This window comes from Pedobacter sp. FW305-3-2-15-E-R2A2, from assembly GCF_038446955.1.
Taxonomy (GTDB): Bacteria; Bacteroidota; Bacteroidia; order Sphingobacteriales; family Sphingobacteriaceae; genus Pedobacter.
Genome location: NZ_CP151803.1, coordinates 2,170,091 through 2,194,839, shown reverse-complemented (window position 1 = coordinate 2,194,839; position 24,749 = coordinate 2,170,091). Strand labels below are relative to the sequence as shown.

Annotated in this window: 20 protein-coding genes; 16 read left to right on the top strand and 4 right to left on the bottom strand. The window is 42.3% G+C overall.

Going from position 1 to position 24,749, the window contains the following annotated elements; all coding sequences use genetic code 11:
* Window positions 1-42 precede the first annotated feature (42 nt).
* The 3 genes from AAFF35_RS09085 to AAFF35_RS09075 are packed head-to-tail and all read left to right on the top strand — an operon-like array spanning window position 43 to window position 4,283.
* A complete protein-coding gene (locus AAFF35_RS09085) occupies window positions 43-378 on the top strand; it encodes a MerR family transcriptional regulator (protein WP_069380672.1) in 336 nt (111 codons plus the stop codon).
* Window positions 379-431: 53 nt separating this feature from the next.
* Window positions 432-2,471 (top strand): helix-hairpin-helix domain-containing protein, encoded by a 2,040-nt coding sequence (locus AAFF35_RS09080; protein WP_342332121.1) that lies wholly within the window; start codon window positions 432-434, stop codon window positions 2,469-2,471.
* A gap of 3 nt (window positions 2,472-2,474) precedes the next feature.
* Window positions 2,475-4,283 carry a ComEC/Rec2 family competence protein gene (locus AAFF35_RS09075; RefSeq protein ID WP_342332120.1) on the top strand — a complete coding sequence of 603 codons (1,809 nt, stop codon included), beginning with the start codon at window positions 2,475-2,477 and terminating at the stop codon, window positions 4,281-4,283.
* A 271-nt stretch (window positions 4,284-4,554) separates the two neighbouring features.
* Here AAFF35_RS09075 and AAFF35_RS09070 read toward each other — a convergent pair whose 3' ends face one another.
* Together AAFF35_RS09070 and AAFF35_RS09065 are read right to left on the bottom strand one after the other, a co-directional pair.
* Window positions 4,555-5,490: an IS3 family transposase gene (locus AAFF35_RS09070; RefSeq protein ID WP_342328044.1), complete on the bottom strand. Its 936-nt coding sequence runs from the start codon at window positions 5,488-5,490 to the stop codon at window positions 4,555-4,557.
* The gene (locus AAFF35_RS09065; RefSeq protein ID WP_342328045.1) at window positions 5,487-6,029 is read right to left on the bottom strand and encodes a hypothetical protein; all 543 of its coding nucleotides are present in this window, start codon (window positions 6,027-6,029) and stop codon (window positions 5,487-5,489) included. Before AAFF35_RS09065 ends, AAFF35_RS09070 begins: the two co-directional genes overlap by 4 nt.
* Window positions 6,030-6,350: 321 nt before the next feature.
* Here AAFF35_RS09065 and AAFF35_RS09060 point away from each other — a divergent pair, with 321 nt between their 5' ends.
* The 7 genes from AAFF35_RS09060 to AAFF35_RS09030 all read left to right on the top strand — a co-directional run bounded on the left by AAFF35_RS09060 (window position 6,351) and on the right by AAFF35_RS09030 (window position 14,661).
* A complete protein-coding gene (locus AAFF35_RS09060) occupies window positions 6,351-7,130 on the top strand; it encodes an enoyl-CoA hydratase-related protein (RefSeq protein WP_342332119.1) in 780 nt (259 codons plus the stop codon).
* Between the two features lie 26 nt (window positions 7,131-7,156).
* Complete coding sequence (locus tag AAFF35_RS09055) at window positions 7,157-7,834, top strand: hypothetical protein (RefSeq protein WP_342332118.1); 678 nt, start codon at window positions 7,157-7,159, stop codon at window positions 7,832-7,834.
* A 116-nt stretch (window positions 7,835-7,950) separates the two neighbouring features.
* The gene (locus AAFF35_RS09050) at window positions 7,951-9,711 is read left to right on the top strand and encodes a sulfatase-like hydrolase/transferase (protein ID WP_342332117.1); all 1,761 of its coding nucleotides are present in this window, start codon (window positions 7,951-7,953) and stop codon (window positions 9,709-9,711) included.
* Window positions 9,712-9,713: 2 nt separating this feature from the next.
* A complete protein-coding gene (locus AAFF35_RS09045) occupies window positions 9,714-11,888 on the top strand; it encodes a S9 family peptidase (protein ID WP_342332116.1) in 2,175 nt (724 codons plus the stop codon).
* 178 nt (window positions 11,889-12,066) lie between these two features.
* On the top strand, window positions 12,067-12,876 hold the full coding sequence (locus AAFF35_RS09040; RefSeq protein WP_342332115.1) for an ABC transporter permease: 810 nt from the start codon (window positions 12,067-12,069) through the stop codon (window positions 12,874-12,876).
* Window positions 12,877-12,887: 11 nt separating this feature from the next.
* Window positions 12,888-13,661 carry an ATP-binding cassette domain-containing protein gene (locus AAFF35_RS09035; RefSeq protein WP_342332114.1) on the top strand — a complete coding sequence of 258 codons (774 nt, stop codon included), beginning with the start codon at window positions 12,888-12,890 and terminating at the stop codon, window positions 13,659-13,661.
* A 4-nt stretch (window positions 13,662-13,665) separates the two neighbouring features.
* Complete coding sequence (locus tag AAFF35_RS09030) at window positions 13,666-14,661, top strand: MlaD family protein (RefSeq protein ID WP_342332113.1); 996 nt, start codon at window positions 13,666-13,668, stop codon at window positions 14,659-14,661.
* Between the two features lie 142 nt (window positions 14,662-14,803).
* Here AAFF35_RS09030 and AAFF35_RS09025 read toward each other — a convergent pair whose 3' ends face one another.
* Window positions 14,804-15,268, bottom strand: coding sequence for an Lrp/AsnC family transcriptional regulator (locus tag AAFF35_RS09025; protein ID WP_342332112.1), 465 nt, complete (start codon window positions 15,266-15,268; stop codon window positions 14,804-14,806).
* A 178-nt stretch (window positions 15,269-15,446) separates the two neighbouring features.
* Here AAFF35_RS09025 and AAFF35_RS09020 point away from each other — a divergent pair, with 178 nt between their 5' ends.
* From AAFF35_RS09020 to AAFF35_RS09010, 3 genes are read left to right on the top strand one after another with little or no spacing between them, the layout of a single operon-like run.
* A complete protein-coding gene (locus AAFF35_RS09020; protein ID WP_342332111.1) occupies window positions 15,447-16,496 on the top strand; it encodes a PLP-dependent cysteine synthase family protein in 1,050 nt (349 codons plus the stop codon).
* A gap of 27 nt (window positions 16,497-16,523) precedes the next feature.
* Entirely contained in the window at window positions 16,524-16,976 is a 453-nt protein-coding gene (locus AAFF35_RS09015) for a protein-disulfide reductase DsbD N-terminal domain-containing protein (RefSeq protein WP_342332110.1), read from the top strand.
* A gap of 5 nt (window positions 16,977-16,981) precedes the next feature.
* Window positions 16,982-18,706 carry a cytochrome c biogenesis protein CcdA gene (locus AAFF35_RS09010; protein ID WP_342332109.1) on the top strand — a complete coding sequence of 575 codons (1,725 nt, stop codon included), beginning with the start codon at window positions 16,982-16,984 and terminating at the stop codon, window positions 18,704-18,706.
* A 77-nt stretch (window positions 18,707-18,783) separates the two neighbouring features.
* Here the strand turns inward: AAFF35_RS09010 and AAFF35_RS09005 are convergent, their stop codons facing one another.
* The gene (locus tag AAFF35_RS09005) at window positions 18,784-19,686 is read right to left on the bottom strand and encodes a hypothetical protein (protein WP_342332108.1); all 903 of its coding nucleotides are present in this window, start codon (window positions 19,684-19,686) and stop codon (window positions 18,784-18,786) included.
* Window positions 19,687-19,843: 157 nt separating this feature from the next.
* Here AAFF35_RS09005 and AAFF35_RS09000 point away from each other — a divergent pair, with 157 nt between their 5' ends.
* The 3 genes from AAFF35_RS09000 to AAFF35_RS08990 all read left to right on the top strand — a co-directional run bounded on the left by AAFF35_RS09000 (window position 19,844) and on the right by AAFF35_RS08990 (window position 24,696).
* Window positions 19,844-21,757 (top strand): SPFH domain-containing protein, encoded by a 1,914-nt coding sequence (locus AAFF35_RS09000; protein ID WP_342332107.1) that lies wholly within the window; start codon window positions 19,844-19,846, stop codon window positions 21,755-21,757.
* Window positions 21,758-21,762: 5 nt separating this feature from the next.
* Entirely contained in the window at window positions 21,763-22,383 is a 621-nt protein-coding gene (locus AAFF35_RS08995; RefSeq protein WP_342332106.1) for a carbonic anhydrase, read from the top strand.
* Window positions 22,384-22,518: 135 nt separating this feature from the next.
* Entirely contained in the window at window positions 22,519-24,696 is a 2,178-nt protein-coding gene (locus tag AAFF35_RS08990; protein WP_342332105.1) for an outer membrane beta-barrel family protein, read from the top strand.
* Window positions 24,697-24,749: the final 53 nt, after the last annotated feature.

Below are 24,749 nucleotides of genomic sequence, written 5' to 3'. Positions count from 1 at the left end.
TTTATATAAAAGCCGTAAACCACTAATAATCAAGATCAAACTATGCCTTACAAAGAACGGGAAATTAATAAAATGTATTATACGATGGGTGAGGTGACCGAAATGTTTGGCGTAAATGCATCACAGATCCGCTTTTACGAAAAGGAATTTGACGTTTTGCAACCTAAAAAAAACAAGAAGGGCAACCGTTTATTTACCCCTGAAGACATTGAAAACTTAAAAATCATTTTCCACCTTGTAGACGATAAGGGCTTTACCCTTAAAGGAGCTAAAGAGCATTTAAAGAACAATACTTCCGAAGTAAAAGAAAACCAAAAGATCATTGCTTCACTGGAGAAACTAAAAGATTTCTTGCTAAAGCTAAACGAGGAAATATAAATTATTAGTTAAATAATTTTTTATTAAGAGAAATAATATAGTGATTAGGCATTATGATGCCAGCTTCACTTCGATTGCTCTTCCTCCTCCTTCTGACTTCCTCAGCCCTTCCCCTCTCCGCACAGGAAGGGGAACAGGTAAAAGACCTTAAAGAAAGCCTTGCCGAAAATGGGAATGAGGAAGAAGACCTTTCTGACGTTACAGATCAGCTTGATTTTTTCAGGAAACATCCGGTAGACCTGAACCATACCCATCCGGAGGATTTAAAGAAGCTGATTTGCTTATCTCCGCTTCAAATCAGCAGCTTTTTCAGATATCTCTCGCTGAATGGTAAGTTAATAGACCTGCTCGAATTACAGTCCATTCCCGATTTCGATCTGGAAACGATAGACCGGCTCCTGCCCTTCGTGACCTTGAATCCTGCCACCGCATATAGTCAGCTAAACCTGAAGAGCCTCTACCAACAGGGCAGCAGTCAGATCATGTTCAGATATGGCAGGCTTCTGGAACAACAAAAAGGTTTCCGAAACCTGGCCGGAAGCCGATACCTTGGGAGCCCTGATAAACTGCTGCTGCGTTATAAATATCAATATTCAGAACTGCTGTCCGCGTCGCTGCTTTTGAAGAAAGACGCCGGAGAAAGCCTGTTTAACGCAAAGCAGGCCATAGATTTTCTTTCCGGAAATATTGCCCTTTATAAATACCGGCGCATCCGCAAGCTGGTCATCGGAGATTATAGCCTGCAATTCGGACAAGGACTTAGCCTTTGGTCTGGATTTTCTTTTGGAAAAGGTCCGGATGTGACCAGCGTAGCGAGTAAAGATGTCGGTCTGAAAACCTATACTTCCACTAATGAAGGTTCATTTTTCAGGGGCATTGCCGGCACGGTTCAACTCTACGGCAATCTCTCCTTTAGTCCATTTTTTTCTTACAGAAAGCGTGATGCCAGCCTGAAGATCATGCCGGATGGCAGCATTAGCCTCAGCACCATTAGCGAAAGTGGTCTTCACCGGACTCAGACAGAGCTAAAGAACAGAAAAACACTTAGTCAGCAGGTCTATGGCCTTGCCCTGCAATATCTGGGTGAGCAGTTCAGCGCAGGTTTTACAGCTTATCAATCCGGTTATGGATATCCATTTACCAATGGTACCCCAGCTTACAAGAAGTATCATTTTTCGGGAGATAAGCTCAGCAATATTGGCTTTCATTACAATTATACCTTCCGGAACGTTTATTTTTACGGGGAGGTATCCCGGAGTTTTCCTGGAGGCACTGCCATCCTGCAGGGATTGATGGCCAGTATCTCTCCCCACTGGTCTGCGGTCTTTGTCTATAGAAATTACGGAAAGGATCACCATAATTTCTTTAGTCAGGCGATAGGCGAAGCCTCAGAAACGGCCAACGAGAAGGGTGCCTATCTGGGATTAAATTTCAGTCCTCATTCCCATTGGAAGCTTTCAGTTTACTTCGATTACTTTAAGTTTCCATGGCTAAAATACAGGGTAGATTCTGCTTCCTCCGGATTCGAGGTATTGGCTCAGTTAAGGTATACGCCGACTAAAAAGCTCCAGATTACTGCCCGGTTTAAAACGGAACACAAACAACAGAACCCAGATGCCGGAAGTCTCGTCCCGGCGCTTGTCTCCTTACTAAAAACAAACTACCGACTGGAATGTAACTGGCAATTTCATAGAAAATTCAAGTCACAGCAACGCATAGAACTCCTGCAATATCAGAAGGGCAGAAAAAATGCAGAATTGGGCTATCTCCTATACCAGGACCTTGATTATTCGCCCTTATCTTCAAAATTATCAGGCAATGTCAGACTCGCTTATTTTAATACCGTTTCTTACAATTCCCGGATTTATGCTTATGAAGATGATGTATTGTCAGGTTCAGGTTCCGGTGGCTATTATGGTAAGGGCATCAGAACCTATCTGAACCTCCGCTACCGTTTACTGAGGTCGCTAGATCTTTGGGGAAGGTACGCCCTGTATTTTTATGGCGATAAAACGGTTATTGGTTCTGGTCTGGATGAGATCATGGGAAGTACAAAATCGGACCTGAAATTTCAGGTACGCTATCAGTTTTAGCGGATGAGTTTTCCTTATCGAAATGCCTTAACCTTTTTGAGTATGCTGATTCCTTATGCTGCCGGAATTATCTATTTCTACGACTTTAATTCCATCCTTAGCAGCAAAGTTTTAATCTGGATCAATCTGGGCTTATTTATCATCCTGCTGATCATAAACAGCTACTATAAGGAATTCAAAGCTTATCATTTCAAAACCTTTACCGGATTCGTTTTCCAATTGCTTCTTTTCTTTTTTGGTGGATTATCCTGCAGGAGCCATTGCCAATTTCTAAAACCTGATTATTTCACAAAAATCCCTTCCGGGTATTTGAAGCTGAGGATCAATGATGAGCCTCAATATAAGGGCGGGCTATTGAGGTTCAAAGCCAGTGTATTGTTAGCCTACCAGGTCAAGGCAGCGTCTGATCAGCGAGGGAAATATCTCCTTTCTACTCCTGTTTCAGGAAGCATCATGGTCGCTCTAAAAATGCCTCTTGCAGCTTCATTGAAGCTGGGTTATGGGGACGAACTGATCATCGCTTCCAGATTTTCGGAAGTCAAGCCCCCGGATCAACCCTCCGAATTTGATTTTAAGTCCTGGCTCGCCGCACAAAACATCTATCAGCAAACTTTCCTCAAAGCACACCAATACTTAAAAATAAGAGGAAATAATGGCAACCCAGTCCTGAGATTCGCTTTAGAGCTCAGGAAGAAACAGGTAAAACGGTACACCGGTCTGATCAAAAGTAAGGAGGCCATCGCCCTGGCCTCCACACTAATTCTGGGTTACCGTACAGATTTGAGTAAGGAAACCCTGGATATTTATTCCAAAACAGGCACCATTCATGCATTGTCCGTGTCAGGCATGCATGTGGGCTTGATTTATATGGTTCTAAATGTTTTATTAGGTTTCCTGAATCCCCTCAAAAAAAAGGAACTGTTGAAACTGATCCTGATCCTTCCCCTCCTTTGGTTTTATGCGCTGTTAACCGGACTCTCCCCTTCGGTACTTCGGTCTGTGCTGATGCTTTCGGTGTTTCTGGTTGCCAAATCATCCTCCAGGCCGGCAAATAGCTATAATATTGTCGCTTTCAGCGCCTTTTTCATCCTGGTTTACAATCCTTTTCTCCTTTGGGATGTTGGTTTTCAGCTTTCCTTTTTAGCCGTTACCGGTTTAATTTATCTGCAGCCCAAAATCCAGCAATGCTGGTATATTGAAAACAAATGGCTCCACAAGTTATGGGGACTGATGGCGATGTCCTTTGCAGCCCAGCTTTTTACCTTTCCCGCTTCTGTTTATTATTTTCATCAGTTCCCGCTGTATTTTCTACTCAGCAACCTGTTTATTGTGCTTCCCATTGCATTGCTGATGTATCTCGGAATCCTCCTGCTCTTTCCTGGTTTTAGTTTCCTGGCGCCTCTTTTTGAATGGCTGATCAATTTTACGAATCTGGGCCTTCAGTGGATTGCAAACCTCCCTTTCGCCAGTTTATCGGGCATCTGGATCAGCAAAATGGAGTTGGTATGGTTGTGTTCCGCCTTAATTTTTCTGGTTCTGGCGGGTGTTCATCTTCAAAAAAGAGCATTGCTCGCAGCAATCGCATCATTTCTGGTTTTACAAAGTTGCCTTAGTTATGATCAGTTGGTTGTCTACCATCAAAGAAAAATCATTAAATTTAAGATCCCTAAACAGCAGGCAACAGCTTACCTGTTTTCCAATCATGCCACGATCTGTACGACATTAAAGCAGGGCGATAAAGCGTTTGTCTATTTCATCCAACCAGCTTTGGATCAACATCAAATAAAGTTCGTAAAACTGGTCCCTCCATGAGCCTCAATTTTGGTAAAAAAGGGGAAAGGAAAATTAAGTTTTCAGCGCTTCGGCATCATGGTTTGACCTCGCCTAAAACCGGGAGCCGACCGCTTGCAGGAATACACGTTTCAAGCTCATTTTATACCAGTTGCTTACCCGCCTTTAACACGCTTCTGACCGAGTTAGCACCGAGTATAGAGCCTGCTTAGAACCTGTATAGTTAAAAGCGGTTCTGAAGCTGTCTTATCCGTGTATGGCTATACAGGTTATTGAATTAATTTTAAATTGACTATACACTCAAATTTGTTATTCCTGATCGGGTTATACAAGTTTGATTTTCCTTTGTTTTGTACTTTTTAGGCTTCCATCTTTTCTTAAAGATTCCCCGTTTAAGATGCGCCTGTTCTGGTGTGAGATAATCACAGCTTGCATGCGGTCTTAGTTGGTTATAAGTTTGAATATTCTCTCTGATTCTCTTTGTTGTTTCTTTAAAACTTGCTTTAGAACTATGCATATCAAACTCCGCTTTTAATATTCCATTTACCCGTTCTGCTATTGCATTTTCATAAGGGTCTCCATTTTCAGTCATGCTTATTGCTACCTGATTTTCGGTAAGCAGGTCCACATAGTTTTTACTACAATATTGTGATCCCCGATCAGAATGATGTATGAGCTGATCTTGGGGGTGTTTACGTGTTTTGACAGCCATATCAAGCGCGTCTATACATCCTTGAGCAGATAAATCAGTCCTAAAAGCCCATCCCATGATCTTTTTAGAATAGGCATCTGTGATAAGGCTTAGATATCCCCACTGTTTTGTCAACTGAATATAAGTAATATCACTTACCCAGACCTGTTCGGGACGGTGGATGATCAATTCCTTGATCTGGTTATTATATTTTCGCATCCAATGCCTTGAATTAGTTGTCACCGCTTTCCTTTTTCGTGTTCTGATATGGAGGCCATGCTCCCGCATTAGGCGAAATAAATAGTCCCTTCCAATTTTAATATCGTGCGCTGACAACACTTCCTGCAGCATAAAATGCAGTTTCAACGTACCTATTCGCTTTTGCTTTTCCCGAATACGCAGTACATGCTGCAAAATGATCTCATCTTTTAAACCCTCATCCTGTACTCGCCACTGGTGGTCGTAATACGCATGTCTTGTTTTGCCAAACAGTCTGCACAGCAACCTGATCCCAAGTTTTGGGAAGTCCTGTTTCATTTTGATGACTGCCTGGCACCAGACTTTTTTCTGATGTCGATTTTAAGCTGTTCTTCTGCAATATCGATCAGAGTATCAAGGGCCTGGATTTTCAAATTGGCCTCTGCCAAAGCTTTTTGTAAAGCTTCGAGTTCTGTACTACTGGAATCAGTTGTCGTGTTTTTGGCCACTTCTAGAGGTTTGAGAAGGCTAATCTCTACATTTTCTTCCTTATTTTTCTTGATCCAGTGTCTTATAATACTTGGATGGGAAATATTATATGAAACCTGGGCCTCCCGAATGCTCATACCGTTTTCTACCGCCCGAATTACCGAACGTCTTTCTGACGGTGTATAGGATTTACGTTTTGAACCCGATAAACCCGAGTTTCCCAGCCATTCTACAAGCGTGCTGCTTGACATACCGTATTCTTCCATAAGATCTCTACGGGGAACGCCTTGGGCTTCGAGCTCCACAATATGCGCTATTAATCGCTTGTCATAACGCTGATTTTTACTCCTTCTTTCTGAAATGATAAATTCTGTTTCTGTTATTTCCATACACTGTTTTTTTGTATAGCCTTTTTAGGAATGGACAAGCTGTCTTTTGGCTGTCTCGTCCGGCTCTGGACTAGACAATCCTCTATATATGCTCTATACTTGCTCTTAGGTTGGAAGGCCATTGGAAGGCTATCGGGAGGTGGTTCGAAGCCTCTGTAAGGTTGTTTTAGCCTTGCAATAATCTTCCAACCACCTCCCAACCACCTTCCAACCCAAGAGTAAGTATAGAGCGTTCCCGCAGCCATATATCAACGTGTATGATACGTCTTTGACTTAGTTTATTTACTTTTGGTGTAAATAAATATTTATTCACGAACGATCATGACAGCGCCTTTAGTTTTATATTCAGTTGAACAACGCATTGCGACCATCTCCATTAACCGCCCCGAAAAGCGCAACGCTTTAAATCCGGAGCTGGTGAGCCTGTTAACAGAAACCTTAATACGCGCTTCAGAAGATGAAGAGGTTAAAGTGATTGTGCTCAGGGCGAATGGAACAACCTTCAGTGCAGGAGCTGACCTGGCCTATCTTCAGCAGTTGCAACAAAACAGCTATGAGGAAAACCTGGCAGATTCAGAAAATCTGAAACGCTTGTTTACCACCATTTACTATTTACCCAAGGTAGTTATTGCCCAGGTGGAAGGGCATGCCATCGCCGGAGGGTGTGGATTAGCTACCGTATGTGACATTACCTTCGCTGTTCCTGAGGCGAGCTTTGGTTATACCGAGGTGAAACTGGGTTTTGTACCTGCAATTGTATCCTGCTTTCTGCTTAGAAAAACGTCAGAAACCATTGCCAAAAGAATCCTGTTTACCGGCGAATTGTTCTCTGCACAGCAGGCATTCGACTATGGTCTGATTACTTTTGTAACAAACAAGGAGGATATTCATCTTAAAGTGAAAGAATTTGCATTAAGTTTGTGTACTGAAGCCTCTGCAAATTCGTTAATGGTAACCAAACAACTGATTGGGCAAACCACCAACCCGGAATTGGAAAACAGCCTTTCACTCGCTGTACAGATCAATGCAAGGGTTAGAGAAAGTGCCGATTTCAAAAAAGGTGTTGCTGCCTTTATCAGCAAAGAGAAAATTAATTGGTAAGTTTAAATAAACAAAAAAACTATTATATGTTAACATCTATCAAAACCGGCGTTTTAGCTGCAATCCTAGTAAGTACAGCCATCTTCGCTCACGCTCAAAAGAAAATCACTGAAGGAACTGTGACCATGGGAATCAGCTACGCATTGACCCCTGAACAGGAACCGATGGCGGCCATGTTACCTACTGAAACCAAAGTTAAATTCAACGGCAACATGTCTAGATTTGAATTGCAACAAGGTCCGGCTACAATTACCGTGATTTCTGATAATACCGCGTTGAATTCTCTGGTATTAATTGATGTTCCGGTAGCGCAAATGCAAATTGCCGTAAAAGGAACCAAAGAAGATTATGAAAAAGAAAAAGCCAATGACCCTAAGTTCAGTGACTTTAAAGCAACAGGAGAAAAACAAACCATTTTAACCTACAGTGCAGAAAAATATACTTACAAAGACGATAAAGGTGCTACTTATGAATTGTGGGCAACCAACGACATCGAACTTCCTGCAGGATTAATGGGACAGGAATTTAAAGACGTAAAAGGTACACCAATCAAGTTCACCAGATTCAACCGCGGTGTAAAATCTACAGCAACTATAAAAGCTTTTACAGAAGAAAAAGCAGGTCCGTTTACCTTAGATGTTCCTAAAGGATACGAACTTAAAACGATGGAAGAAGTAATGCAAATGCAAGGTGGAGGTCAATAACATCCGCTAAAATGTTCAAAAGCCTTATTTTTTTTATTAGATTCTACATTTTCTGGTTGTTATTTTTCTTTCTCGACCGGCTGATGTTCCTTCTTATTTATCATAAAAAGCTTGCCATGGTTCCCCTTTCGGAGACCATGGCAACTTTCTATCATGCCCTTTCGTTAGACCTTTCCATGACGGCTTATCTGGCCATCATTCCACTCGCCGGTTATACTTACTGGTTCTTAAGTGGCAGGAAAGTAGTGGAACTGAAATGGATCTCTACCTACAACATTGTCCTGATTGTGCTGTTCAGCATCATCTCGGTCATTAACTTCAACATTTACAGAGAATGGGGAAGTAAGGTCAATGCCAAAGCCGTTGGTTTTGCCATTTCGACACCTACGGAGGCCCTGGCCTCCAGTGCTTCCTCTCCTATCGGATTATCCCTTGCTTTATTGGTGTTAATCATTGCCCTGAGTCTGTTTATGCAGCGATGGGTCGTGTCCAGAAAACTGACCTTTGGCAACAATCCGGTTTGGTTACGTGCAGTCGTTTCCATTCTGTTGGTTGCCTTGACCTTTCTCCTGATCCGTGGAGGCCTAAGAGGCTCTCCCATTACTCAGAGTATGGCTTATTTTTCGAAAGAACAACTGCTCAACCAGGCCGCGGTGAATACAGAATGGAACCTCCTCAGAAGCTCACTTTCTGAGCGAATGGCCAGAACAAATCCATACGTTTATCTGGATCCTAAAAATGCAGATCGGCTGGTTAAGGAACTTTATACGCCGGAAAAAGACAGTACCATTCAAATTCTTAAAACCAGCAAACCCAATGTCGTCCTGGTCATCATCGAAAGCTTTACCGCTGACCTGACCCAAACGCTGGGGAACGAAACCGGCATTACGCCACACTTCGACACCCTGATGCACAAGGGAATATTGTTCGATCGCATTTATGCCTCCGGAAACAGAACTGACAAAGGAATTATTGCTTCTTTAGCGGGTTTCCCTACCCTGGCCTCGGGTAGTGTCGTAAAATGGCCGGAGAAAATGCAGAAATTACCTGCGATCTCCCAGTCGCTTTACAAGAACGGCTACCAAACCTCTTTCTATTATGGAGGAGAATCTGAATTCGACAATTACAAAGCTTTTATCCTCAGTCATGATTACCAGAGGTTAATTGATAAAAATAACTTCAAAGAAACGGAATTGCAGTCCACCTGGGGAAAATATGATGAAACTGTATTTGCCAGGCAGTTAACGGACATGAATTCAGAAAAACAACCTTTCTTTTCTACCTTGCTAACCCTGACCAATCATGAACCTTACAGCCTTCCGGGGAAAGCAAAGTTCGGGAATTCCGATAATGCAGCTAAATTTAAAAGCACGGCATATTACACGGATTCCTGCATCAATGCTTACCTGAACAATGCAAAAAAAGAAAGCTGGTATCCCAATACCCTGTTCATATTTGTAGCAGATCATGGCCATGTACTTCCAAAACAGGCACATGAAATTTACAGTCCTGAGCGCTATCATATTCCGCTTCTTTTTTATGGAGACGTGATCAAAGATGAATTTAAAGGACGCAAGTTCAGCAATGTAGGTTCACAGATAGACATTGCAGCCACCCTATTGGCACAATTAAAAATCCCTTCCAAAGAATTTGTCTGGAGCAAAAACCTGCTCAACCCCTATACCAAACCTTTCGCTTATTTTAGCTGGGACAACGGAATGGGCTTTATCGATAACCAGCAATGTGTTACCTTTGATAATGTAGGTAAAATGATCTTAGACAATAGCAATCCTAAAGACAAGGTCAAAACAGCTCAGCTACTTGATCATGCGAAAGCATACCTTCAAAAAGTATATCAGCAATTTATAGAATTATAAAAATGAATTTTAAAAACCTCTTTTTTAAGCTGACCGTCATTATCTTTCTTGGATATTGCGGACAAAGCCATGCACAGAAACAGTCTGATCTAAAATGGGCTAAAGATGGTAATTCTTACTATCAGGAGAAAGACGGTGACATCATCTCTGTCACTTTACCAAAAAATGAGCAAAAGGTGATCCTCGACAGAGGCTTCCTTTACTCCAATGCTGCCAGTGGACTGGGGGAGATCAAAGATTTTCAAATCTCTGAAGATGGCAGTAAAATATTGCTTTACACCAATAGTAAAAAGGTTTGGAGATACGAGACCAGAGGTGATTATTTTGTCGCCGATCTGAAAACCAGAGAACTGATCAAGATTGGAAAAGACAAACCTGCTTCTTCTTTAATGTTCGCGAAGTTTTCTCCGGACGGAAGCAAAGTAGCTTATGTAAGTAAACATAACCTATACGTAGATGACCTGGCTTCCCGCAGCACAAAAACCCTGACCACAGATGGTACAGATCGACTGATCAATGGTACATTTGATTGGGTTTATGAGGAAGAATTTGATTGCAGAGATGGATTCAGATGGAGCCCTGATGGAAAGACAATTGCCTACTGGCAGTTGGATGCCAATAAAATCAGAAACTTCCTGATGATCAACAACACGGATTCTATTTATTCGTTTAACGTTCCTGTAGAATACCCTAAAGTTGGACAGGATCCTTCTTCCTGCAAAGTAGGTGTGGTAGATATCAATACGGCTACGACCAAATGGCTGGACGTTCCGGGAGATCATATCCAGAACTATATTCCAAGAATGGACTGGATTCCAAACACGAATGAAGTCATCCTTCAACAGCTAAACAGGGAGCAAAATGTAAGTAAACTTTTTGTGGCCGATGCGCAGTCTGGAGCTGTAAAAAACATTTATACAGAAACGGATAAGGCATGGATTGATGTGGCTCAGGGATGGGAATGGATCAATGGAGGCAAGGAATTCATTTGGGCAAGTGAAAAAGACGGATGGCGTCACCATTACCGCATTAGTAAAGACGGTAAAAAAGAAACATTGATCACCAAAGGTGATTATGATGTGATCGAAAGGTCATTGATCGATGAGAAAAATAATTTATTTTATTTCATGGCATCACCAGAGAATGCCACTCAGAAATACCTGTTTAAAACAAAACTAAGTGGTGGTGGTAAAGCAGAAATGGTTACCCCTTCTATCCTGCCGGGAACGCATAACTATGAGATCTCTCCGAATGGTATTTTTGCACGCCATCAGTACACCAATGCGACAGTTCCTCCACTCACAGAATGGATGAAGCTGACGACTTTAAACCCTTTCACCATGGATGGCAGCATTACCAACCAGCTGGGAAGGGTAAAACCAGCAAAAAATCAGGTAGAGTTTTTTAAAGTAACCACCGAGGATGGGGTGATTCTGGATGGCTGGATGAAAAAACCGGATAATTTTGACCGTACTAAAAAATACCCTGTTGTATTTTATGTGTATGGTGAACCTGCTTCACAAACCGTAACAGACACCTATGGTGCCGGACGCAACTTCCTTTATGCAGGCGATATGGCTAAAGATGGTTACATCTATATTTCGATAGAAAACCGTGGGGCCCCTGCTCCAAAAGGCAGAGAATGGCGCAAAAGTATTTATAAAAACATTGGTACGCTGAACATCCGTGATCAGGCAATGGCCGCCAAAAAGATTCTGGAATGGCCATTTGTAGATAAAGACAGGGTTGCGGTATGGGGATGGAGCGGCGGTGGCTCTTCCACGTTAAACCTGTTGTTCCAATATCCTGAAATCTATAAAACAGGAATTGCAATTGCAGCAGTAGCCAATCAGCTGACCTACGATAATGTTTACCAGGAACGATATATGGGCTCTCCTTTAAAATCAACTGAAGCGTATGTAAAAGGATCTCCGATCAGCTATGCAAAGAACTTAAAGGGAAATCTTTTGTACATCCATGGTACAGGTGACGACAATGTCCATTATCAAAATGCAGAAATGCTGATCAATGAACTCATCAAATACGGAAAAGTATTCCAGATGATGTCTTATCCGAACAGGACACACAGCATTAGCGAAGGGCAGGGAACCTTCCAGCATCTGGCCCTGACTTACACGCAGTTCCTTCAGAAAAACTGCCCTCCGGGAGGAAAATAAAACAACAAAGTAAAAGGATGGTCTGTAATTTACAGGCCATTTTTTTATGTTAAAAACACGAAAATCGGGAATATATCGTTAATATGGCGCAAATTTTGATATGTGTTGCACATCTCTGTTATAACACATAATATAAAAGGAGTTTTTTAATATAATCTGATCATACCTACACTAATTAATGGATAAAACAGCTGAAACTCCAGCCCATATAAGAAAAGAAGTCAAAACTCCCGGAAAGCTCAGCAGGATGTTTTTGTCATTCTATGATGTATGTCAATTCGTCACGCGCTTCTTTAAGGAAGGTTTCCTTCCTCCTTATGAAGGAAGAGAGCTCATGAGGCAATGTTATGATATTGGTTACCGCTCATTGGCTTTAATCTCTTTGACCGGATTTATTACCGGTATCGTATTTACCAAACAGTCCAGGCCTTCACTGGCCGAATTTGGAGCCACTTCCTGGCTTCCCTCATTGGTTGGTATTGCCTTACTCAGAACCCTTGCTCCCCTCCTGACCTCACTTATTGCTGCAGGAAAAGTAGGTTCCAGTATTGGCGCCGAACTGGGTTCCATGCGGGTAACAGAACAAATTGATGCAATGGAAGTTTCGGCAACGAACCCTTTCAAATTCCTGGTCACCACCAGGGTACTGGCAGCCACCATCACCATTCCGATCCTGACCTTCTACACCGCAATGGTGGGCATGTTGGGTGCTTTATTAAATGTCTCTCTTTTTGAAGATACCAGTGCCAGGGCATTTTTTCAGATGTCATTGGAATCGATTACCTTTCTGGACATTACTGCTTCCACAGTTAAAGCGATCATCTTTGGCTTTACCATCGGTATTGTAGGATGCTACCAAGGCTATAATTCGTCAAAAGGAACAGAAGGTGTGGGTAAAGCAGCCAACTCAGCAGTAGTGATTGGCATGTTCCTCATCTTCGTTGAAGAGATCATCTCCGTACAGTTTTTTAGTCTATTCAGAACCTGATCTTTTAAATAATGGAACAAAAGAAAACAACTGATATAGGTCAGGAAAAAGTAATAGAAGTCAAAGGGCTTTATAAAGCCTTTGGCAATTATGAGGTGCTTAAAGGTGTTGACCTGGATCTTTACCGACGGGAAAACCTCGTTGTACTTGGAAAATCAGGGACCGGAAAATCGGTATTGATTAAAATCCTTGTTGGCTTACTTAGCCCCGACGAAGGAGAGGTAAAAGTATTGGGTCAGCATGTAGATCAGATCAGCTATAAAGAACTCCTGGCATTGCGACTGAAAGTAGGCTTTTCTTTTCAAAACAGCGCTTTATATGATAGTATGACCGTTAGACAAAACCTGGAATTCCCTCTCGTAAGAAACCAGCGAAAGCTGACCAAAGGAGAAGTAAACCAGGCGGTAGAAAGGGTGCTTGATGCCGTGGGCTTATTGCAAACCATTAACCAGATGCCTTCGGAACTTTCCGGCGGACAAAGGAAAAGGGTGGGTATTGCCAGGACCTTGATCCTTCAGCCGGAAGTGATGCTTTATGATGAACCCACCGCAGGACTGGATCCCATTACCTGCCTGGAAATCAATAGCCTGATCAATGAAGTACAGGAACGCTTTCATACCAGCTCGATTGTCATCACCCATGACCTTACCTGCGCAAAAGCAGTAGGAAACAGGGTAGCCATGCTGCTGGACGGTAAATTTGAACGTCAGGGCACCTTTGAAGAAGTATTTAACACCAGTGATGAACGGGTGAAACCATTTTACGATTATAATTTTATACAATAACAATATGCAGGTAACAGACACGCGTCGCAAAATAACAGTGGGAGTATTCGTATTCCTTGGATTGGTTATTTTTGTATTAGGAATTTTTACGCTGGGCAGTCAAAAAAAGTCTTTTGTAAAGAGCTTCACTGTTGATGTTGTTTTTAATGATATCCAGGGATTAAAAGCAGGAAACAATGTTTGGTTTTCGGGCGTAAAAATCGGAACGATCAGAAAGATTCAGTTCTTCGGAACCTCACAGGTGCAGGTTTTCCTGAACATCGAAGAAGAAGCACATAAATACATTCACAAGGATGCAACCGCAACCATCAGCTCAGATGGGTTAATCGGAAACAAAATTATTGTAGTAACAGGTGGAACACCTAAATTTCCTTTTGTAGAAGATGGAGACCGCCTGAAAGCGAGCAATGCCCTCTCTACTGACGACATTATGAAAACTTTCCAGGTGAACAATAAAAACCTGGTTGATGTGACTTCAGACTTTAAGATCCTTGCCAAAAATCTGGTAGAGGGAAAAGGTGCTGCCGGCGCTTTACTTTCCGATCAGCAGATCGCAGATAATTTCAAAGCGATTGTACAAAACTTGAAGGTGACCACAGAATCTGCCAATAAAATGGCGGTAGACCTGAATGCCTTTACCAGAAAAATGAATTCTAAAGGTGGTCTGGCAGATAAAATGCTGACCGATACGATGGTATTTTCACAGCTTCAGGCTTCGGTAAATGAACTGAAGAAAACAGCAAGTTCGGCCGCAGCGATGACAGAGAACTTAAACAAAGCTTCGTCAAAACTTACCCAATCGGATAATGCAGCGGGAATGCTGTTAAACGATCAGAAAACTGCTGATCAGATCAAAGCGATCATGCAGAACCTGGAAGGCAGCAGCAAGAAACTGGATCAGAATATGGAAGCTTTACAACACAACTTCCTGTTAAGGGGATTCTTTAAGAAAAAAGCCAAAGCAGAAGCTGAGGCTGCAAAAGCAACGGAAAAACAGTAAGACTCAGGTTGAACCTGGAATCATTCTGACAGAAATGATCAGGATAAAAAAAAGCAGTTTTCGATATGAAAACTGCTTTTTTGTGATCTGCTTTTCACCGGGTATCCAGTCTATGGCGCAAAGTGATCAGATGTAAATTTCCTTATAGTGGATAGGCCGTTTCACTCTTTGTTTCCGACAATACAAAGAAGCTCTGGACGGTGCTTACGTTTGGAAGCGTAGCTAACTTATGACGTAAAAAAAGATGATAAGCATCCATATCACTCGTGGCGATGCGCAAAATAAAATCATAAGCACCTGTCATCTGAAAGCATTCCATCACCTCTTCAAACTTTGCCACTTCAGTTTCAAACTCCCCCAGGGTTTCCGCAGTATGTTCTTTTAAGAAGACATGTGAAAATGCAATCAGGCTTCTATCGATCTTTTTCCGGTCGAGAATGGCCACAATGCGCTTGATATAACCTTGCTCTTTCAGCTTTCTGATCCGCTCATGGACGGTAGCAATAGATTTTCTGATCTCAAAAGCGATCTCTTTATTGTTGAGTGTTGCGTCTTGCTGAAGCAACCTTAGAATTTCAACATCTGTAGGGTCAAGGCTATTTTGCATGTCTTTTATAAAATAGAGGTGTCGAAAAAAGAGACAATCAACTTAGTTAAATAAAGATGTAACTGTAAATAATTATATAAAATTAGTCATTTTCCATAAAATATTCAGCAAATAGCACTAACCATTGTCACAAAAATCATAAATACAGAGTTTTGTCAGAAATAAACTCAACATAAAAATGCTAACTAAAGAGAAAACCACCTCCGGTTTAACAGCTGCACTGGCCGAGAAATTTGAACATTTATGGCACCTGGTAGGCAATACACCTATGCTTGAACTTCATTACAACTATAACAACAAAGCAGGAAAGATCTACGTTAAATGTGAACATTATAACCTTACGGGTAGCGTAAAAGATAGAATGGCTCTGAATATTATGTACGAAGCCTATTGTTCCGGTGCGATAAACCCTGGTGATACCATCATTGAAGCCACCAGCGGAAATACAGGAATTGCCTTTGCCGCTATAGGTCGTGCACTTGGGCATCCTGTTAAAATCATCATGCCGAATTGGTTGAGCAAGGAAAGAATAGACATCATCCGAAGCATGGGTGCAGAGGTGATTCTGGTGAGCAAAGAAGAAGGTGGTTTCCTGGGCAGTATCAAAATGTGTGAAGAACTGGCGGCAAACGGAGGTGTATTTCTGCCAAGACAGTTTGAGAACCGTTACAATGAAGAAGCTCATGAAAAAACAACCGGAATGGAGATCTGGGAGCAATTAAAATCGATCGAGTTAAGACCTGATGCTTTTGTAGCCGGAGTAGGTACAGGCGGCACCGTTATGGGCGTAGGCAAAAGACTAAAACAACATCACCCATCCATCAAAATCCATCCATTGGAACCAGCGGAAAGTCCAACATTAACGACCGGATATAAAGTCGGCAGCCATAGAATCCAGGGAATCTCTGATGAATTTATTCCTGAGATCGTAAAGCTGGATGAATTAGATGAAATTATACAGGCAAATGATGGAGATTCGATCATCATGGCGCAAAAGCTGGCAAAAGAGCTGGGACTTGCCGTAGGGATTTCTTCCGGTGCCAACGTCATCGGCGCCATTAAGATTAAAGAACAAATGGGTGAGGATGCAGTTGTCGTAACCTTACTTTGCGATAGCAATAAAAAATACCTGAGCACAGATCTGGTAAAAGAAGAAGCCATTCAGGAATCCTTCCTTTCCACGGAGGTAACTTTCACCGGATACCACCCGATCTGTCGTTTAAAATAACAACCTAAACCTAATACCACCAATTAAATGAAACAATTAGTTCTATTCAGTCTCGGGCTATTATTTAGCCTTTCGGTAAGCAGCCAAATTCTGAAACCCGTAAAATGGAGTTATGCAGCAAAGAAAACGGGAAAAAAAACTGCTGTGTTATACCTTAAAGCCACTATTGAGGATGGATGGCACCTTTATTCCCAGAATATGGCTGATGGCGGACCTATAAAAACAAGCTTCAGCTTTAGTCCGGCTAAAAACTACCAGATCACGGGAAAAACAACTGAGCCTAAAGCCACTGTAAAATTCGAGAAGTCCTTCAATATGAATGTAAGCTATTTCGAAAAATCAGTGATTTTCCAACAGCAGGTTACATTAACCGAAGCCGGAACCCATCCTGCGGTAAAAGGAAGTGTGGAATTTATGGTTTGTAATGACCAGCAGTGTCTTCCACCGGAAACTGTCGAATTTTCAGTCCCTGTAAAATAATAGCAATGGATTTAAGAAAGTATAGTACTGGCATCAAAACACTTGCCATTGGCATTCTCCTGAGCATCACGACCTTAACACCTGGCCGGGCTCAGGAAACAGACAGCAGTTTAAGCAATCTGGAATTTACAGAGATCAGTCCGGATAGTTCCCCGGTGATCCATAAAGATACGGCTTCTTCTGAATTCAAGGCGACAGATACGGCTGGAAATGAGGTAAAAAACGCTACAAACGCTAAAGCGACAACCTCAGAAACTGGGGGTTCAGAAAAGGAAAAAACTTTATGGGAAACTTTTATTGCAGGCTTACTTGGCGGCTTTCTCGCCTTCCTGATGCCCTGCATATTCCCAATGGTTCCCCTAACGGTAAGTTACTTCACTAAACGTGCCGGAAGCCGGCAAAAGGGAATTGGTCAGGCTTTAATCTATGGTCTTTCTATCATCGTCATCTATGTAGCATTTGGTTTGCTGATCACCATCTTCTTTGGTTCTGCAAAATTGAATGAACTCAGCAGTAGCGGATGGTTTAACTTTGTGTTCTTCCTCCTTCTGCTCACGTTTGCCATTTCCTTTTTCGGCGCATTTGAGATCACTCTTCCAAATTCATTGGTGAATAAAATAGATCAGAAAGCAGACGACAGTAAAGGTCTTGGCGGTATTTTCTTTATGGCTGCCTCTCTGGCACTCGTTTCCTTTTCCTGCACCGGACCAATTATAGGAACCTTATTGGTACAGGCAAGTTCAAAAGGAGAATATTTGGCCCCTGCGATCGGAATGTTTGGATTCGCATTCGCCCTTGCCCTCCCCTTTACCTTATCCGCCATATTTCCGGGATTTCTGAACAGTATGCCTAAATCAGGTGGCTGGTTAAATACCGTAAAAGTATGTCTGGGTTTTCTGGAACTTGCACTGGCCTTAAAATTTCTTTCGGCAGCAGATCTGGTATGGCATTGGGAATGGTTTGACAGGGAGATTTTCCTGGTGCTATGGATCGTCATCTTTGCACTGATGGGATTGTATATTCTGGGGAAACTGAAGTTCTCTCATGACAGTGATGTCAGTTATGTTTCTGTTCCAAGGTTATTTTTCGCCATCTTTTCTCTTTCTTTTGCCGTTTACCTGATTCCAGGTCTATGGGGAGCACCAGTTAATATATTAAGTGGGATAGCTCCGCCGATGAACACGCAGGACTTCATATTGAACAGTAATGGTTCATCATCGGGTAATGCCGTTGCGGCAGATTTCCCAGCTAAAGTGAAACATAGTGAGATTTTAAAAGCACCTGTTGGCTTTAGCCCGTTCTTTGATTTAGAAGAGGGGGTTGCCTATGCAAAGAAGGTCAATAAACCTATTCTTATAGATTTCACCGGACATGCCTGTGTCAACTGTCGCAAGATGGAAGATAAGGTCTGGATCGATAAAGAAGTTGGCAGAATCATCAAAGAAAAATATGTACTCATTCAACTGTATGTAGATGAAAGGAATATAAAAATGCCAAAGGATAAGGTCCATTATTCTGAAATATTAAGAACAAATACAGATGACCTAGGAAGGTGGAATGGAGATTTCCAGGCCAGCAAATACGGGTCAAATTCACAGCCCTTTTATGTTTTGGCCGGACATGACCTGAATCCTCTGGTCACTCCGGGTGGAGCAATATTTGACGCAAAACAATATGCAGCATACTTACAGAGCGGAGTTGATGCATTTGATCAAAAGAAATCCGATTAAGTCTTTGCCGACTTGTCGAGGTTAGTTAATAGTTAATAGTAAGGAGGAGTCCAAAATAATGGGCGCCTCCTTTTTTGTTATCTGTAATTAATTCTGTTTCCTTCTGTATCCCTCAAATAGGCGACTACCGAAGCCGGAAGTTCCTTACTTTCAATTGGAAAGCTCACCGAATCTGCAACATAATTTCTTGTCGTATTTACCTTTTGAAAAATTTCGAACAAAGCAATCGGTTCCTGGTTAAAACTAATGCAGGTACTGATGAAATGCATCTCCTCAATCTTGTAATTTGGCTGTTTTAATTTCTCCCCAATATCTTTCAGTCTGGAGATAAAGTGCCGTTGCCGGATAAAAGTATTGCTGTTCATGATGATGAAAATATAATCAGCATAGGAAGTTATTTTTCCATAGTACTTATGGTTATCCCCTCCACTCCTTTCAATAAAATATTCGCCGGTAGATTCAGATTTATAAATCTCCACAGAAGAACGCCAGATTCTTTCCTCATTAATCTTTTCCGGATTATCAGGCAGGTTCCGGTTAAAGGAATACCATAGGCCCACCAGCTCGTCCAGCAGTTTATGGTTAACTGTTGCTTTGGGAATGTCAATCTTCAAATCGTTAAAACTGAAATCTGAGTGATGTGAATTGATAAAATCGATGTAATTATCATAACCAAGCAGCTGTACAATGCGACTCAGCTTACTCAGGCTGGGCTTGCTTGATCCGCTCAGGTCTTTTTTCTTTTCGTAGGCTTTTAGCTTATTGATCACCAAATGTTCGTACAGGTAATTTGCCCCGAATAAGTCGTCTTCCTTTTTTATTTTCTGCTTCCTGTTGCGCTCCTGCAACAGTCCGTTTAATTCGTCAACAATATAAGTCCATTCAGATTTAGAAACATCTTTCCAGCTCTTTTTCTTTAGAAAGTTACTGGCCAGAAAGTTCATCAGCTTCTCCAGATGTAGCAGGTCTTCTTTATTCATAATACTAATATAAGATTAAAAGAACACCTTATAATACAGGTGTAAGACTTTTATATTTTCTTATTTCATCAAGTTTGATTAGAAAAAAAAGGAAACCAGTTATTGTAAAAATTAACAAATCAATCAGATCACTCAAAACAACCTAAAACCAACAATCATGGACTATTATCAAATCTTTCTGAACTACTGGTGGATATCTGCTACCCTGTTCACACTTTTATTCTACAAATTTATCTTACGTGTTTTCCTGGGAATGGTCATCGTACCTGAAAACAAAGTCGGACTCGTGACCAAGAAATTTGTGCTTTTCGGCAGAGAAAAAGCCCTTCCTGATGGCCGTATTATCGCCACCAGAGGAGAAGCCGGGTTTCAGGCAAAGGCACTTGCCCCCGGGCTTTACTGGGGCATGTGGCCATGGCAATACTCCGTAGGCATGCAAGGCTTTACCATTATCCCCGAAGGGAAAATAGGATTGATTCTCGCTAATGACGGAGCCGAAATACCAACAGGTGCCATCCTTGCCCGCAGAGTAGAATCAGATAATTTTCAGGACACAGAAAAATTCCTGAACAACAATGGACAAAAAGGGCGTCAGACTTCTTACATCACTGCCGGGACTTACCGCATCAACCTGTTTGCTTTCACGGTAACGATTGCCGATATGGTCAGCATCAAAGAAAACATGGTCGGCATTGTGACTACGCTCGACGGCATTCCCATTGAAGGCGGACAAATTGCAGGTAAGCAAATTACAGGACACAATAATTTCCAGGACATTGATGTCTTTCTAAAGAACAATGGGAACCGCGGTTTACAACCCAGCATCATTTTAGCAGGGAGTTACAACATCAATCCATGGGCCATCCAGATCGAAGAAATACCGATGACCGATGTGCCTATAGGCTTCGTGGGGGTAGTGATCAGTTATATTGGAGAAGATGGTAAGGACCTTAGCGGGGAAAGCTTTAAACATGGCAACATCGTGAGCAAAGGCCAGCGTGGTGTTTGGATGGAAGCTTATGGTCCCGGCAAATACCCTTTCAATAAATACATTATGAAGGTAGAGCTGGTCCCTACGACCAATCTCGTGCTCAACTGGGCCAATGCCAGGAACGAGTCCCATCAGCTGGACAAGAACTTAAGTACCATTACGGTCCGTTCCAGAGATGGCTTCCCTTTTAACCTGGATGTTTCCCAGATCATTCATATTCCTGCTACCGAAGCACCCAAAGTCATTGCCCGCTTCGGCAGCATGAGCAACCTGGTAAGCCAGGTGCTGGAACCCACCATCGGCAACTATTTCCGAAACTCGGCGCAGGACAGCGATGTGATCAGTTTCCTCATCAGCCGTAAAGAAAGACAGCAATCTGCAAAAGAACACATTAAAGCGGTGTTAGACGATTACAACGTCAATGCCGTAGATACGCTGATCGGCGACATTCTTCCACCTGAATCTTTAATGAAAACCCTGACGGATCGTAAGATCGCTGAAGAAGAGCAAAAGACCTATCAGATCCAAAGAATGGCACAGGAACAACGCCAGGGCATGGAAAAAGAAACCGCCATTGCAGACATGCAAAAGGAGATTGTCAAAGCACAACAAAACGTAGAAATTGCCCAGCGTACTGCTGATGCCACCGTAAAAAAAGCGGAAGGTGATGCCAATAGCTTAAAACTGCAAGTCGATGCGGAAGCTACGGCCACTAAAATGCGTGCTGGAGCAGAAGCAGAAGCCACCAAAGCCCGTGCCGGCGCACAAGCAGAAGCAACCAGGCTCAACGCCAGTGCCGATGCAGAGAAAATCGCAAAGACAGGTCTGGCCGAAGCGGAGAAAATTATGGCCATCGGTAAATCTACCGCAGATGCTTATGACCTGCAGGTAAAAGCCATGGGTGGCGATAACTTCACCAGGTTTAAAATAACCGAGGAAATTGGCAAAGGAAGGATTAAGATCATACCAGACCTCATCGTAAGTGGTGGCAACGGTACTGATGGAAGCCTAAGCGGACTGATGGGCATGCAACTCATGCAAATGATGCAACAGGAAAAAGGACAAACCAACGAAAAGTAAATTTTATGGACACCAAACTACCGCATCCTCTGGAAATGAGTCCCGACCTGGCCCTTCAATTGCTCCAGGACGGGCATGAGCGATTCCAAAAAGGAAATACTGCCCGCTGCAGCCTGTTACAGAAAGTGCAGGAAACAAAAGACGAACCCAAACCATTTGCAGCAATATTGAGCTGCATGGATTCCCGGGTTGCCGCAGAACTGATCTTCGATCAAAGTATAGGCGATATTTTCAATATCCGGATAGCAGGAAACGTCGTTTCCCAACATATTCTGGGCTCACTGGAATATACGATTACCGTTGCTGGCGCCAAACTGATCGTCGTGATGGGGCATACCAGCTGCGGCGCTGTAAAAGGCGCCTGCAACCATGTGATGATAGAAAACCTGTCAGGTTTATTGAGAGAGGTAAAGATCAGCATCCCACAGGAGCTGACTGAAAATGATGACCGGACCGGAGAAAATGAATCTTTTGTCAATAAAGTGGCGGTGCTCAATGTGTATCGCTCTGTGCAACAAATATTGGAACAGAGCAGCACCATCAGGCAACTTACCGATTCGGGGGAAATAAAAATTATCCCGGCAATGTATGATGTCTCTGTTGGTCAGGTCACCTTTTACCCCTAAAATATTACACGTTTTTTCTATCGTTTTTTGTTTTAGACAACAATCTCCTGTTTTTTAAAGAAACTGCACTGATAATTATGGTAAATTGCGCCTACACACCAAGCCTTTTTTTGAAACCTAAAACCATCATAAACCTTGAAACCACTACTTGCTTTGCTGGCATTGATGATGCTCCATGTCCATCTTCATGCCCAAATTGACACGAACCTAAAAGAAATTGAAATCATTGCAGTTAAATCAACTGTTAAAAACAACTCCGACAAACTTGTTTACAATGTAGCGACCAGTATTACTGCTACCGGAACTGACGCTTTAAATGCGCTCAGTAAAATTCCCGGAATAAAAATCGGCGATGGTACTGTCGGCATTGCCGGGAAGGGCAATGTCAGGGTAATGATCAATGACCAGATCGTGCAGCTCTCCGGAATCGAGCTGACGCGATACTTAAAAACCATTCCCGCCGGACAAATTTCCAGAATAGAGCTCATTAAAAATCCGGGCGCCAATTACGATGCCGAAGGAAATGCCGGGCTGATCAATATCATTACGAAAAAGAGCAATCAGCAAGGCTATCAGGTAAATATTCAGACCAGCGGAAAAAAATGGCTGCACAACCCTGCCAAGGTCTATAACACCCGCGGTTATCAGGCGGGGAATATTGCAGGAGACATCAGTTATAATTCCAACAAATTATCCGCCCGTGCAGGGATTAATTTCGACCGTTCTCACCTGCTGGAAGGCTTCCGGACAGATTTAAGCTATCCTAAACAAGCCTGGATGCAATCTGATACCGGCGACTATAAATACAGAAATCTAAGCTATGAGGCAGGCCTGGACTATAAACTCAACTCCAAAGCATCGATAGGTTTTAATTATATGGGTGGGAAGAATACTTACGAGGGTTTCGACCATGTCTATAATACCTTTACCACTCCGGGCAACAGCACGCCAGACTCCAGCATAAGGACACTTGCAAGCTATTATCCGATCTCCCGCATCAATTCCATAAACCTCCACAGTGTGATAAATTTTGATACCAGCGGCAGAAAACTCTTATTGAACGCAGATTATTTTAACCATTACCGCACTGATGTTTCAAATTTCGACAGCAAAAGCTATAGACCTGATGGCAGTGCCAACCCAGGCGGAAATACCAGGTTCTATGACACCAATAAACAAAACATTAATATTTATACGTTTAAAGCGGATGCAATCCTTCCGACCCGTTTTGCCCAGTTTGCTTTTGGAGGAAAACTAAGCTTCATTGACAATTACAGCAATGCTTTTTATTATCACAAAAATCCGGAGAATGAACTGACTTTTGATCCGGGCCTGAGCAGTGAATTTGATTACAATGAAAATACGCAGTCGTTCTACGGCAGCATGAATATAGACCACAATGAATGGAAATATAAAATCGGTCTTCGCACAGAGCTGACTCAAACAAAGGGCTACTCTCCGATCCTTAAACAGCACACCACCAACAATTATTTTAAATTCTTCCCTTCCTTATCCATCAATTACCAGCCAAACACAGATCACAGCCTGGCCTTTAATTTTGGGAGACGCATCAACCGTCCTACTTTCTGGAACCTGAACCCGTATAAATCATTATATACCGCCTATAGTTACGGACAAGGGAATCCTTACCTGCAACCGGAGTACAACAGTAATTTCGAAGTATCACATAGTTACAGGAACATCCTCAGCTCCTCGTTATTTTTTAACATGACAGACAACGGCTTCAGCAATGTCATCCTCGCTGATGCAGGTACTAACATTGTTTATACCACGCCTTTAAATTTCATCAAGACCTATCGTTACGGAATTTCGGAAAACCTGTCTGTTCCACTTACCTCCTGGCTGGATAATAACAACCAGGTGACCCTATCTTATACGCATGCGAAGTCAAAAATGGCCAATATCAAGGATGTGAAAGGTTTTGGCTTATACCTGGCCAGCAACAACAACATTTATCTGAATGAGCAAAAAACATTAGCAGCGGCGGTTAATTTCTGGTATCAGTTTCCGGAGGTAGATCACATCAGCAGGACAGATGGCTATTACAAACTTGACCTGGGGGTCAAAGCGTCTGCTTTTAAAAAGAAAGTGGATCTTGCCTTAACGATTAATGATGTGTTTTTAAGCAGTGCACCATCGATTACCACAACGGTGAACAACATTAAACAGCAGTTCAGTAATTTTCAACTCAACCGCTTTGCATTGTTGAGCATCAGTTATCGTTTCGGAAACAGCAGTGCTAAATCAGGAGACAAAACTACCGGTAATGCGGAGGAACGTGGCCGATTGTAATTAGTATTAAATAGAAAAAGACCCTCTCCTGATTTAGAAGAGGGTCTTTTTTT